At 43.7% G+C, this 12753-nt stretch carries 16 protein-coding genes; 10 read left to right on the plus strand and 6 right to left on the minus strand.

From position 1 onward, the window contains the following. The first annotated feature begins 176 nt into the window (after positions 1-176). The 5 genes from folX (at position 177) to A3757_RS00255 (ending at position 3979) form a co-directional block, all read left to right on the plus strand. Positions 177-545: a dihydroneopterin triphosphate 2'-epimerase gene (gene folX, locus A3757_RS00235; protein ID WP_068514588.1), complete on the plus strand. Its 369-nt coding sequence runs from the start codon at positions 177-179 to the stop codon at positions 543-545. A gap of 6 nt (positions 546-551) precedes the next feature. Further along, positions 552-1268 (plus strand): dihydromonapterin reductase, encoded by a 717-nt coding sequence (gene folM / locus A3757_RS00240; protein ID WP_068514591.1) that lies wholly within the window; start codon positions 552-554, stop codon positions 1266-1268. Between the two features lie 126 nt (positions 1269-1394). Then, positions 1395-2015 (plus strand): FKBP-type peptidyl-prolyl cis-trans isomerase, encoded by a 621-nt coding sequence (locus A3757_RS00245; protein ID WP_068514593.1) that lies wholly within the window; start codon positions 1395-1397, stop codon positions 2013-2015. A 191-nt stretch (positions 2016-2206) separates the two neighbouring features. Then, complete coding sequence (locus tag A3757_RS00250; protein WP_068514595.1) at positions 2207-3031, plus strand: DUF2059 domain-containing protein; 825 nt, start codon at positions 2207-2209, stop codon at positions 3029-3031. Next, entirely contained in the window at positions 3032-3979 is a 948-nt protein-coding gene (locus A3757_RS00255) for a VanZ family protein (RefSeq protein WP_068514599.1), read from the plus strand. It begins immediately after the preceding gene. 15 nt (positions 3980-3994) lie between these two features. Here the strand turns inward: A3757_RS00255 and pgeF are convergent, their stop codons facing one another. Then, positions 3995-4765 (minus strand): peptidoglycan editing factor PgeF, encoded by a 771-nt coding sequence (gene pgeF / locus A3757_RS00260; protein ID WP_068514602.1) that lies wholly within the window; start codon positions 4763-4765, stop codon positions 3995-3997. Next, on the minus strand, positions 4762-5706 hold the full coding sequence (gene rluD / locus A3757_RS00265) for a 23S rRNA pseudouridine(1911/1915/1917) synthase RluD (RefSeq protein WP_068514603.1): 945 nt from the start codon (positions 5704-5706) through the stop codon (positions 4762-4764). Before rluD ends, pgeF begins: the two co-directional genes overlap by 4 nt. 222 nt (positions 5707-5928) lie before the next feature. On the opposite strand from rluD, the gene A3757_RS00270 reads away from it, so the two are divergent. Then, positions 5929-6756, plus strand: coding sequence for an outer membrane protein assembly factor BamD (locus A3757_RS00270; protein WP_068514606.1), 828 nt, complete (start codon positions 5929-5931; stop codon positions 6754-6756). Between the two features lie 64 nt (positions 6757-6820). Further along, positions 6821-7660 (plus strand): ammonia-dependent NAD(+) synthetase, encoded by an 840-nt coding sequence (gene nadE / locus A3757_RS00275; protein ID WP_068513073.1) that lies wholly within the window; start codon positions 6821-6823, stop codon positions 7658-7660. Positions 7661-7670: 10 nt separating this feature from the next. Here nadE and A3757_RS00280 read toward each other — a convergent pair whose 3' ends face one another. The 3 genes from A3757_RS00280 to A3757_RS00290 all read right to left on the minus strand — a co-directional run bounded on the left by A3757_RS00280 (position 7671) and on the right by A3757_RS00290 (position 9914). Beyond that, positions 7671-8924, minus strand: coding sequence for a methyl-accepting chemotaxis protein (locus tag A3757_RS00280; protein ID WP_068514611.1), 1254 nt, complete (start codon positions 8922-8924; stop codon positions 7671-7673). A gap of 106 nt (positions 8925-9030) precedes the next feature. After that, positions 9031-9447, minus strand: a complete 417-nt coding sequence (locus A3757_RS00285) for a hypothetical protein (RefSeq protein ID WP_068552917.1) — start codon at positions 9445-9447, stop codon at positions 9031-9033. Between the two features lie 137 nt (positions 9448-9584). After that, positions 9585-9914, minus strand: coding sequence for a hypothetical protein (locus A3757_RS00290; protein ID WP_068554002.1), 330 nt, complete (start codon positions 9912-9914; stop codon positions 9585-9587). A gap of 303 nt (positions 9915-10217) precedes the next feature. Here A3757_RS00290 and A3757_RS00295 point away from each other — a divergent pair, with 303 nt between their 5' ends. The 3 genes from A3757_RS00295 to A3757_RS25485 all read left to right on the plus strand — a co-directional run bounded on the left by A3757_RS00295 (position 10218) and on the right by A3757_RS25485 (position 12355). Continuing rightward, entirely contained in the window at positions 10218-10772 is a 555-nt protein-coding gene (locus tag A3757_RS00295) for an NnrU family protein (RefSeq protein WP_068514618.1), read from the plus strand. A gap of 78 nt (positions 10773-10850) precedes the next feature. Further along, the gene (locus A3757_RS00300) at positions 10851-12098 is read left to right on the plus strand and encodes an alpha/beta hydrolase (protein WP_068514622.1); all 1248 of its coding nucleotides are present in this window, start codon (positions 10851-10853) and stop codon (positions 12096-12098) included. A 113-nt stretch (positions 12099-12211) separates the two neighbouring features. Further along, a complete protein-coding gene (locus tag A3757_RS25485) occupies positions 12212-12355 on the plus strand; it encodes a hypothetical protein (protein WP_156490390.1) in 144 nt (47 codons plus the stop codon). Between the two features lie 63 nt (positions 12356-12418). Here the strand turns inward: A3757_RS25485 and A3757_RS00305 are convergent. After that, positions 12419-12753, minus strand: a 335-nt coding sequence (locus tag A3757_RS00305) for a WYL domain-containing protein (protein WP_156506053.1), incomplete at its 5' end; no start/stop codon positions are given.

Here is a 12753-nt window from a genome sequence, read left to right on the forward strand (position 1 = left end):
ATAAAAATTTATTTATGCTGTTTAATGGAGCTTAGACGCAAAAATAGTATCTGACCAATTTGGATGTATTGAGCTTAGCATTGAAAATTCTGTTTATATCATCCCCAGATATTTACGCTGCTTCGATTTAGGTCTAAGCTCGGTGGGTTGGAATAAGAAATATAAGGCTGTTTTTAATGGTTGTTAATAACGCGATTATCAATATTACAAATTTGCGACTTCGAACTTATATTGGGTTCAATCCTGAGGAACAGGAAAAGCAACAAGATATTATTATTAATGTGGAAGTACATTATCCTGCAAATAAACTGTGCCTGGAAGATAGTGTTGAAGATGCCTTGAACTATAAACACATTGCAAAAAGCATTATTAAGCATGTTGAGGATGGTCGCTTTCTATTATTGGAAAAACTGGTGTCAGACGTGTTGGGTCTTTGCAGTGAGCACTCTTGGGTGAGCTATGCGAAAGTACGAATTGATAAACCTCACGCGCTACGTTTTGCTGATTCAGTTTCTCTCAGTCTCGAATATAGGAAGCCGGAGTAGTGTTTTATGAGTAAGTCACCTGTTTTGATCACTGGTGTAGGCAGGCGCATTGGCTTGGCGCTGGCGCTTGATTGTTTGGCCAAAGGGTATCATGTGATCGGTACCTATCGAACTAGCTACCCGGAATTGGTGAAGCTGAAGGATATGGGAGCTGAGTTATATCAGTGTGACTTTCAATACCCTGAGCAGGTGAGTCAGTTGATTGATGCAGTAAGTGCAAAACATACATCGTTAAGAGCAATTATCCATAATGCCTCTGATTGGTTGCCCGATAGCAAAAATCGGGAAGATGATTTAAGCACTATCCAACAAATGATGAATGTGCATGTCAATATTCCTTATCACTTGAATCTGGCACTTGAGCCCTTGCTCAGGGCCTACCCGGATGGCATTGCCGATATCATTCATATTACCGACTATGTTGCAGCTACCGGAAGTAAAAAACATATTGCTTACGCGGCAAGTAAGGCTGCTGCCGAGAATCTCGTCTTGTCTTATGCTGCAAAACTAGCACCAGAGGTGACTGTTAATTCAATCGCGCCGGCGCTAATTATATTTAATGCGCAAGATACACAAGCCTATAAAGAAAAGGCGCTTAGCAAATCTGTTATGGCGAGGGAAGGGGGCGTTCAAGAAATCCTACGCGCAATTCACTACTTGCTGCAAAGTGAGTACATGACAGGCCGAAGTATAGAACTCGATGGTGGGCGGCATTTAAAATAAAGCGTGGCCTGTTCAAAAATAATTCAATTGCCCCCTTTTATTAGATAAAAACGTCCTTATATCTTTGTGCAATCAAACATTGTTTTGATCAAAACTTATTAATCTTACGAATTTACAGGAATCACTATGTCGGATTTAGATTTATCCACAAATGAGGCGAAAGCATCATATGGTGTTGGTCTTCAAATGGGCCAACAATTAGCTAACGTCTTTAACGGACTGTCATTAGAAGCTGCTATTGCTGGCATCAATGACGCATTTTCTGGCAAGGGGCCACAGATTCCTGGCGAAGAAATTAATGCGGCGTTTCAAGTGATTCAGACTCAGGTTGAAGCAGAGAAGCAAGAGCAAGCTAAGAAGTTTGCGGGTGAAGGTGAAGCTTTCTTGGCAGAGAATGCTAAGCGTGATGAAGTGACGGTTCTAGAGTCCGGTCTTCAGTACGAAGTAATCACTGCCGGTGAAGGTGATATACCAACAGCTGAAAGTGTTGTAAGCACTCACTATCGTGGTACCTTGATCGACGGTAAGCAGTTTGATAGCTCATATGACCGTGGCGAACCAGCTCAATTTCCTGTTGGTGGCGTGATTGCTGGTTGGACTGAAGCACTTCAGCAAATGAAAGTGGGTTCTAAGTGGAAGCTATACATTCCATATCACCTTGCTTATGGCGAAGCAGGTGCTGGCGCCGATATCGGCCCATACCAAGCTTTGGTATTCGATATCGAGTTGCTAGAAATTGTTGGCTAGATAAATAGCTTTCCCTCATGCGTCTCGCTACGCATGAGGTTCAATATCTTTATACTCTCCCCCCCTCAAAGCCTTACCCTTTGTTAATCCTGCTCCCTTTCTCTGGGGCTATGATATTCTTGCATTAACTGCTCTTGGCAGAAAATTATTTACTGATTTCAAATGGTCAGCGCTTTCCAAAGGAATTTTCCATGAACGCATTGGTAAACAGGGCTTTAGCCTTCCTATTACTTGTATTTGTTTCTCACGCCGCACCCCTGATGGCTAAAGGTTTGAGTATCGAGGAAGCGAAGCAGTTTCTTCATGACTCTGGCTTGAGTGAGTTGATTGCTTCTTTGCCTGATTCTATGGGGCAGCAGCTTGATATGAAACGTTTGTCAGTCAATAGTTCCGTCAGTTTTGAAAAGACCAGTGCGGCCGTGACTCATGCAGCGAAAAAGGTTGATGGTGAACAGATTGCAATGGTTTATTTGAGTCAGGATCAGCGTGCTGAAGATTTGTCTGATGCGATTAAGTTCTTGGCTTCTCCCTTAGGTCAACGCATCAGTACAGAGGAACGGGCGGCCAGTACACCAGAAGCTCAGCAGAAGATGCAACGCTATTTTCAGGAGCAAAGCTTCAAGTCTGTTAAGCAGGATAGAGCGCAATTGCTAGAGAAGCTTTCTTTAGCTCTGAATGCTGATAAGGTTGTTATTCAGCTAATGAAAGGCGTGTATTTTTCGGTTTTGGAAGCGGTTGCTGTTATTAATCCAAATAAGGCAGCTGCTTTAGAAGCTCGTATGAATCAGGAGTGGCAGAGCATGGAACCAATGCTAAGTCAGCAGTTTTCCGAATTTATGTTGATGGGCGCAAATTACAGCTATCGTAATTTGAATGATGAGGACCTCTCTGCCTACATTACATTTTTAAAGAGTAAGCCGGGTCAGGCGTATTGGCAGGTAGGTGTCGATATTGTCGATTTGTATATTCAAGGTTTTGTTTCTGAGTTGGTGTCCGGGCTTTCTAGCGCAAAATAAATGTTATTTGATATAAGCCTTCAGACTATTAAGCAAGCACTGCCAAGTGGCGTATTACTACTCGCTTGCTTATTGTTCTTCAGTTTGTTGCCTTCTGAAGGTTTGGTTTATCCTCATTTGATCAACTCTGGCCATGCTTTGGTCTTCGGTTTAGCGACCTATCTGCTGCTGGTTTTTTTTGCTCAGCTTCGGCCCTTAAAAGAGCTGATTTACCTTCTTTTATTTTGCCTCTCGTTTGGTTTGTTGGTTGAGCTGGTTCAGCCTTATGTAGGCCGGGAGCGTAGCTTAATAGACTTTGTTTACGATGTTTTTGGTTGTTTGGCTGCATTGCTGTGGTATCTCGCTCGATTTCGAAGTACTAGCAGAAGCCGGAAAATGATGATGCAGGGAATAGCTTTGTTTTTGATTTTGGCAAGCCTGCTTTACCCAGCTTATCGATGTTATGTGAAGCTGGAGGCTGATCGCTTATTTCCGGTGATCGCGAACTTCGAGAGTTTTGGCTGGGCTCAAATTGTGTTAGCAAAAAATGGCAGTGAGCTTGAAGTTGTCAAAGCACCTGGTGACTGGGCTAATGAATCTCAGGTTGGAAAGCTTCGCTTTAATAAAGATGCCCTCTATCCCGGAATGCGTTTCGCCTACTTGCATCGAGACTGGCAGGATTATGATCGACTAAAATTCGAGATCTACTCTGAAGCACCAGAGACGCTAAATGCCGTGCTGCGAATTCATGATATGAAACACCAGAATCAATATCATGATCGCTTCAAGACTAGAGTACGTATTGCTCAAGGTCTGAATCAATACAGTATTCCCTTAGATAAGGTTCGTGATGGCTTACAGACCAGAAAAATGGAAATGGGACAGGTTGTAGATCTGATGCTTTATATGTATAAGCCGAAGCAGGAGTTGACGGTTTACATTGATAATATTCGTTTAGAATCTGATTAATTCCTTACCCAAACTCTAGCGCAAGAAAATCAGAGAAGCCATACGACCCGAGACTTGGCCATCACGGCGAAAAGAATAGAAGTGTTGGTTTTCAAGAAAGGTGCAATGCGTGCCGCCATAAATCGCGCTGACTCCAATGGCTTTTAGCTCAATCCGGGCAAGTAGGTATAAATCTGCCAACCATTTTCCTGGTTCCTTTCCCGGGATAAAGGCTTGAGCGGCTTCGGGGTCTTTGTTACAAAATGCTGTATAGACATCGTCGCCAACTTCAAATGCCTTTTGGCTGATTGCCGGGCCAAGCCAGGCAATTACTTCATTGGGTGAGTCAAAGCTTTCTACAGTCTTAGTTAGGATGCCAGAAGCTAAGCCTCGCCAACCCGCATGTGCGGCAGCGACTTGCGTTGCCTGTTTGTTGCAGAACAGTACCGGAAGGCAGTCGGCCGTCATAACGACACAGGCTTCTTGCTGCTTGCGAGTATAACTTGCGTCTGCTTGAGTGCTGATAGATGAGCTTTCGGCCTGAACAAGAGTATTACTATGTATCTGCTCCAGCCAATGAATATTCTCTGCATTTAAGGCGCAGTGGGACGCAAGTACTGTCCTGTTGTGTCGTACAGTTTGTTCATTATCGTTGACGTGTAGGGCCAAGTTAAAGTCTTGGTAGCTGCTTAGCTTGCTATCTGGCATCGTGTCGGGAGCCAAGCGAGACGTAGTAAAGGCGACTACTTGACTCGCGACGGGCCATTCAGGTTTTAACCATGTTGTAGGTAAGTCGCAAGGGCTCATTGTTCGCTTAGCACCGCTAGTAAGTTTTGCATATCTTCAGGTAAATCGACTTCCCAGCTCATCTCCTCACCAGTTTGAGGGTGAATGAGGGTTAATTTTTTAGCATGCAATGCTTGTCGTTCAAATTGCCTAAGTTTATTTTTTACTTCATCGCTTGCACCGGCTGGAAGTTTCATTCTTCCTGCATAGGTGGTGTCCCCTATAAGCGGGTGTTTAATATGTGCCATATGGACGCGAATTTGATGGGTTCGTCCAGTTTCTAATTTAACGCGTATGTGAGTGTGAGCGAGAAAGCGTTCTAAAACGCGATAGTGAGTCACCGCATGTTTGCCGAACTGGTTGACGGCCATCTTTTTGCGGTTTTTAGGGCTGCGTGCAATAGGCTCGTTGATGGTTCCGCCGCCCGTCATGACTCCTGCAGCGATAGCTTCGTATTCTCTGCCCATTTCGCGACTTTGAAGTTGTTCAACAATATGGGCGTGAGCTGTTAGTGTTTTAGCGACCACCATTAAACCGGTCGTGTCTTTATCCAGGCGGTGAACGATACCGGCCCTGGGAACGGCTTTGATATCAGGAAAGTGATGCAGCAAGGCGTTAACTAAAGTGCCTGAGTGGTTACCGGCGGCGGGGTGAACTACCATTCCAGCTGGTTTGTTGATGATCAGAATGTCTTCATCTTGATAAACGATATCAAGCGGGATGTCTTCAGCAAGCCACTCTCCCTGACTTTCAAGCTCGGCTTTCACTTCAATGAGATCATTTATTTTGACTTTGTCTTTGGACCGCGCGATTTCTTCGTTTACGCGAATATGGCCTTGTTTAATCCATTGTTGCAGGCGTGAGCGAGAATACTCAGGCATAAAATCAGCAATGACCTGATCTAAACGCATGCCAGATAGTTCTAATGGAACAACAAAGTCAGCTTCAATAATTTGGCTCATAAGGTCTCGATATGTAAAGAAATCACGGGATAGACTGAATAATTATGACTTATAAGGGAGTTGAAACCTCAAGTTTGATTATTTGTCATACACGCAAAATGTAAAATATGAAATAATGTCGGCTATTATAACCTCACCGAGAGCATCTCTGGTGAGCATTTATTAAAATGTGTAGAAAACGAATACCATTTTCCAATTATTCTCAAGAAGTCTTATCCAATTATGCGTTCACACTTTGCACTCGTGATTTCTCTGGTAGCAGTCCTGTTTCTTTCTGCTTGTAGTTCCACTCCGAAAAAAGAATCGACAGAACAAGAGTTGTATGATGATGCTAAACGAGCGATCAAGTTAAGGAACTTTCCTCAAGCAACGATCGCTCTAGAAGAGTTGGAGTCCCGTTTCCCCTTTGGGCAATATGCTGAGCAAGCTCAGTTAGATTTAATCTATGCGCGTTATAGTGGGCTAGATCTAGAAGGCGCGATTCTCGCTTCCGATCGTTTTATTCGTTTACACCCTCAAAGCCCGAGCGTGGATTACGCGTATTATGTACGAGGAGTAGCGAACTATCATTTGGATATCGGTGTTTCCAGTCAGTACTTTTCGTCGGTTGATATTACCTCGCGTGACCCGGGGCATATGCGTTTGGCCTTTAAAGATTTTTCTGAACTGTTAATTCGCTTCCCCGATAGTAGCTATGCTGCAGATGCGCAAAAGAGAATGATACAAATCAGAAATCGTCTTGCGGCTTATGAACTGCATGCTGCACGATATTATATTAAACGCCAAGCCTATCTGGCAGCGGCAAACCGGGCGGCCTATGTTGTTAAAGATTACCCCGCGTCGCCAAGTGTCGAAGAGGCCTTAATTATGATGGTTTCGCTTTATCGGTATTTGGATCTTCCTTCACAGGCAGATGATGCTTTGGCTGTGTTAAGAGAAAACTTTCCAAAAGGTAAAGGCTTTGATGATGGCGGCGAGTTTGTGGCGATGCATAAGCTTGAACATAGCCGCAGTCTATTGAGCGTCATATCGTTTGGTTTATTTGAGTAAGGATTTTCTTTAATTGAAAGGCTCTTACAAGGGCACTGTTTTTATAGAAAGGTTGGTTAAGAGAATGAGTCTACGTCAGCAAATATTGCAAGAAATGAAAGTTAAGCCTGAGATAGATGTTGAGCAGGAAATCAATACGCGTGTTGCATTTATCAAGCGGAAATTGAAAGATTCAGGTTTGAAAACTTTGGTGCTTGGCATTAGTGGTGGCATCGACTCTTGCACCTGTGGAAAGTTGGCGCAAATGGCCGTTGATCAGCTTAACCAGGAAAATGCTCACCCTCATAGCTTCCAGTTCGTTGCAGTACGGCTACCTTATGGCGAGCAGGCTGATGAGCATGATGCGCAGCTATCAATTGACTTTATTCAACCAAGTCACGCAGTTGCGGTAAACGTAAAGTCAGCTTCCGATGCAATCCATCAAGAGGTGACTGCAGCACTGGACTCGGTAGACCAGTTACATGCTTCCGATCAACGTTTGGACTTTTCAAAAGGTAACGTCAAAGCGAGAGAGCGGATGGTTGCCCAATATCATATCGCCGGTATTTTGGGTGGCTTGGTATTGGGAACGGATCACTCTGCAGAAAATATAACCGGCTTTTTCACCAAATACGGTGATGGTGCAGTGGATTTGATCCCTTTGTTTGGTTTGAATAAGCGTCAGGTGCGTGCTTGCGCAAGCTTTCTTGGCGCGCCAGAGGCTATTATATCCAAGGCCCCAACTGCAGATCTTGAGTCCAACGAACCGGGCAAGAAAGATGAAGACGCATTGGGTATCAGCTATGATCAAATCGATGATTTTTTGGAAGGAAAAGAAATCGAAGAATGGGCTGAAGAGCGCTTGATGAAGATTTATCAAAGCACCCAACACAAGCGCCAGCCTATTCCTAGTATCTACGACTAAGCCTTAGGCCTTAGAATAGAACAGATTCATCTGTATCTGACTGGCTAACTTCTTTTCTCTCTTGACGGATTTTGGTTCTACGGTCTGTAGAGCTGAGAACCTCGTCGATATGAATTGAAGATAAATTAGCACTGATGCTGTCGGATAACTTCTTAAGGTCTTCGCTGGTAATCGCCTGAAGGGAGTTATGCTGCAAAGCTTCGCTATTCAATTTGCTGATCGCATCAGCAGAGCGTTTTGACTTTTCTTCTGTTTCACACTGTAAGGCCATGGCGTCTTTGATCTTTTGTGCCAATAAAATAATGTCTTTGATAGCCCGCTCCGTCTTACTTAAGCCTTCTTTCGAGGATTGGGCACTTCGAACGGTTATTTGAATGTCTTTCTGGCTGGACTGCATAACACTGGAGGCATCATGTGTGCTCGTGTGGATGCTATCGACGATACTTTTTACCTGTTCGGCTGAACTTTGAGTCCTCTCGGCCAGTGAACGTACTTCGTCGGCAACGACGGCAAAACCCCGACCTTGTTCGCCTGCACGGGCTGCTTCGATTGCTGCGTTGAGTGCCAGTAGGTTAGTTTGCTCTGCGATGCTGGTGATCTCGGTGATAATCTGGTTGATCTGGTCGCTATCGTTACGCAATTTATCTAATACTTCATTCGACTCAGATATGCGCTTTTCAATGGTATCAATTGAGGAAGTTGTTGCATGTAGGTGCTCGCCAAAGCTATTGAGCTCGCTATTCATTTCGAGAATATGATTATTGATATCTCCAATGTCATGTTCGATGTTTTCGGTCGCCATGACCATATTATTTATTGCTCCACTCAACACGCCGCCGTGATGAGATTGCATCATCGTATTCTGGCTCATGGCACTGTAGGTTTCGGTTAATTCTGCGCTCATAGGGAGCAAGCGGGAGGCTCTAAGGTGAATCCCCTGTATAGCCTGCTCAGCATTGCTCAGGCGCTGATTCAAAATTTCAAATAACTCTTTGGGCGCGCCAGACATGTTTTGGGTATTTAATTGCGTCGAGTAAGAAAACTTCTCTTCGAGGTTCGCTTTTAATGCAGAGATTCCTGCGTTTATGGGTGAAATAACTATTTTTTGATACCAAACCAAAGACAATGTGCAGCATATCAGGGTAGTCAAGATATACGCTAGTAAGCTGTTTTCGGTGCTAGCGCCTACAAACCAATAACTTAAAGGAAAGAGAAGAGTTGCCGGTAAGATAACCAGGCAGTTGTGTGCTGAGAATGCTTTCATTTGTGGTCTTTGTATTGTAATGGAGCTGAATAAGCTTGTTTCTACCCCTTAGCATAGCTAATAACCACAGACTTACCATCTCGAAGAAGCGGTTTGATTACTGGGCTTACAATAATGTGATCAAGGTAAGCCACATAATGTAACCGTAGCCAATTGTCGCGGGTAAGAAGCCTAGAAGAATGCGGGCTTTATCGCTAGTCGACTTAGGCTTAGCCATGTGAGGTTTTATAGCTAGCACAATGAAGCCGAAAGGGTTGTACAGTGCTCCAAAGCACGTGGTGTAAATGACCCAGCCGGGTAGTTCTAGGCTAAGCTTTTCATTCAAATAATAGCAGGCTACCAGCAATAGGCACATCAAGATGTAATCAATATGCGCTCGGATAAGCTGGTGGCTAGCAGGAAATAGACGCTTAAGTGCTTTTATATCAGCGTAAAGGATAAAGGAGGCTAACCAAGCCAAGGCAAGAGACAGCAGTAAGGAAAACGCTGCGGTAAGTAATAAATAGTCGGCTACGTTAGTCATTTAGTATTCCTCTGATTAGGTGTCTTATAGTAACTCAGGGAATATGTTTGGAATATACAGTGCTTGGGAAAGACAGTTTCTACCATTAGAAATTGTGACAGGAAAGGGCTCATTGAATAGAGCCCTCTTACTTTTTGTTAGCTTGAGCATTCTTTAGTGATGCGTTCTCGGACAGTATCGAGCAAAGTGTCGTCACGCTCGTATTCGGTGATGAGTTCGTCAAAGGCATCAAAGTTATCGTCGGTTAAGCCGTACTGGTCTTCAATTTTAATGAGTTCAGCTTCTTTCTTTTGTAGATCATTATGAAACAGTATCTCGGCGCATTGATAGCGTACGCTATAGTCGGCGTACTGTTCTTTGCTCATGAGCGGGTTGGCGAAGCTATTGGGCGAAAAAAGAGTGATAGCGATAGTGGTGCATAGAAAAACATGTGAAGCACTTAACGAGCTGGTTAAGGTACGAATCATTCAGATCTCCGAAGCAGGTTGATAGGGCTAAAAACTCGCGGCGAATTATAGTTAACTATAATTTTTAGTGTGTTAAGTCTTGTTATTTAATGTAAGGCTATGTAGGTTTTAACCGTAATTGTTGCCGATCTGAGGCTTCCTTAAAGGGCGCTGCTTTAACTTCCATATTTGGCAAACTGTGTTTTAGATGCTGAATTCATCAGTATAGGGCTAGCATTTAATAGTGATGATCTCTTATCCTCTGCACTGGAAAATAATACAAACAAAATGATGACCTGAATAAACGCCCTGGGAGACAGATTCGTGACCACACTACTTATTGGACTGATTATTTTTATCGGTATTCATCTTTTACCTACCTTGCCCGAATTGCGACAAAAATATATCGATAAACTTGGAGAACTGCCCTACAAAGGCATATTTGCGGTGATTTCTATAGCAGGTTTTGCTCTGATTATTATGGGTAAGGCCGATGCTCCGTTTATTTCTATTTGGCAACCACCACAGTTTTTGTCACACCTGACCAAGCTTCTGATGCTGCCTGCATTTATTTTGCTTGTTGCGGCCTATATCCCTTCCAACATTAAACGTAGAGTTCGTCACCCAATGTTAGCTGGCGTAAAATTGTGGGCTTTGGGGCACCTGTTAATCAATGGTGATGCGGCTTCAATTCTGTTATTTGGTGGTTTTCTTGCCTATGCTGTAATAGATATGATTCGTGCGAACAAACGGTCAGAATGGGTCAAGCCGGAACCTAAGCCAGCCTATATGACATTTGTTGTTATAGGTGTCGGCGTGATCGCCTATGGTGCTGTCGCGATGCACCATATGCAATTGTTTGGCGTGCCGCTTTTCTAGGTACGTTACGTTTCTTTAGCGAAAGTCTTTTATAGTGTGATTTTGCGGCAAAGCTATCCCTAAGTTGAGGTGGTAAATATGGCGACGTTTGTATTCTTTGTATTCAGTCTCTTGTGTTTGGCAATGGCTGTTAATGTATTGCGTCCCCATTACTCTCATCCGAAATGGATAGTTCTTAGCTTTTTGCTGGGCTGGCTGACCGGAGAGCTGGCTTTGCACGTTATTGCATTTCAGTTGATAGTTGTCTTCCTCTTTGTTGTTTTTGGTGCGGTCGACAGTTTTATTCCAGCCGTGTCATTAGTGATATGTGTGCTTTCCTGGCTGTTTCTAAGTTACCACTATTTTTCTGGTTACAAAGCCAAAGGTCTGATGGATCAGATCGTTATTCCTCATCGTCGTAAGGAAGATAATAGCTCCTGGAGCCGTCATGAAGAGCTTGATACTTTTCGGCTGCTTTATCCCTTCTACAGTTGGACAGATCCCGGTGTGCAAAATATTAAAGACGTCGTTTACCATAAAGTTGATGGTATGAATCTGAAGCTCGATATTCGCCGAGCAAGAACGACCGCCAATTTTGCGCCGGTACTATTTCAGATTCACGGCGGTGCCTGGACTCATGGTTATGGCAGCAAAAAGGAGCAAGGTATTCCGCTTATGGTGGAAATGGCTAAACGGGGTTGGATTTGCGTAGCCATTGACTATCGGCTAAGTCCGAAGGCGACCATGCCAGAGCATATAATCGACTGCAAAAGAGCCTTGGCTTGGGTGAAGGAGCATATTAAGGAGTATGGTGGTAATCCTGACTTCATCGTAACAACAGGGGGCTCTGCCGGTGGCCATTTATGTTCTTTGCTCAGTCTGAGCGCCAATGATGAAAGTCTACAACCTGGCTTCGAAGATGTAGATACCAGTGTGCAAGGTTGTATTCCCTATTATGGTATTTACGACTTGATGAATGAGCAGAATCTGCAACTGACGGTTGGCCTGGATATCATCATGCGCAAGAATATTATCAAACAGACAAAACAAGAAAATACCGAGATATATCGTCATATGTCGCCGATCAATCACATTAATGAAGCGGCACCTCCTTTCCTCATCATTCATGGCGATAAAGATTCGCTGACGTCTCTAGGGGAAGCGCAATACTTTGCCAGTCGGCTAGATGAAGTGTCTAAGCAAAGTGTGGAGTTTGCCGAGATCGCGGGGGCGCAACACGCCTTTGATGTATTCTCTTCGCTACGCAGCGACTATGTATTATTAGGGGTTGCTGAGCGTCTTGAGCAATGGCATCGAGATTTTCTTAAGAAAAATAAAGGAAATTAAAGAAAACTCCTATTTAGCGACAAAATATGTCGCTCCGCTCCATATTATAGATCCTGTACTTACTTAGCAGCACACATTAAATGCTGCTGACCTATATCATCAGGAGATCTAATATGTTCAGAATTAACGCATTCACTCAAAAAGGCACTAAGTTTCGTTTCCGCATCAAAAGCGACAACATTCATAATGTTCGTGACACTTTAAAAGAGATTTTTGAAGGTCAGGATATGCGTTTGGTACTGGTTGAGCCAGTTTAATAGAGGAAGTATGTATTGACGCTAGAGCCAATAGTTTCATGCTTATCTCGTTTAAACTTAATGTCAGTGTTGACGCTTTATATAGTTCGCCCGTATCAAGTCGATGTTATCGATAAGGTCCTGTTTGATGATGTCGGGCGATATCACTTTGGCCTGAGGGCCTAATGACATTAACCAGTTTCTGAGTTGAACCGTGCGCTTAGTTGTAGCACTTAAGCTCCAGTCATCATCGTGAGCGTGATGTAGCTCCTGATCGTGACTGATAGGGTTGTCGTGTAAGTCTTGTATTAAATTGCTGTGTTTTCCCGTCGTAATACTCAGCTCCAGGGTGTAAGTCTGAGCGTCTTGAAAGTCGATTAAGACATCCATATTTCCTTGATCTAGATAGCTTTTTAGCT

This window comes from Oleiphilus sp. HI0117, assembly GCF_001635235.1.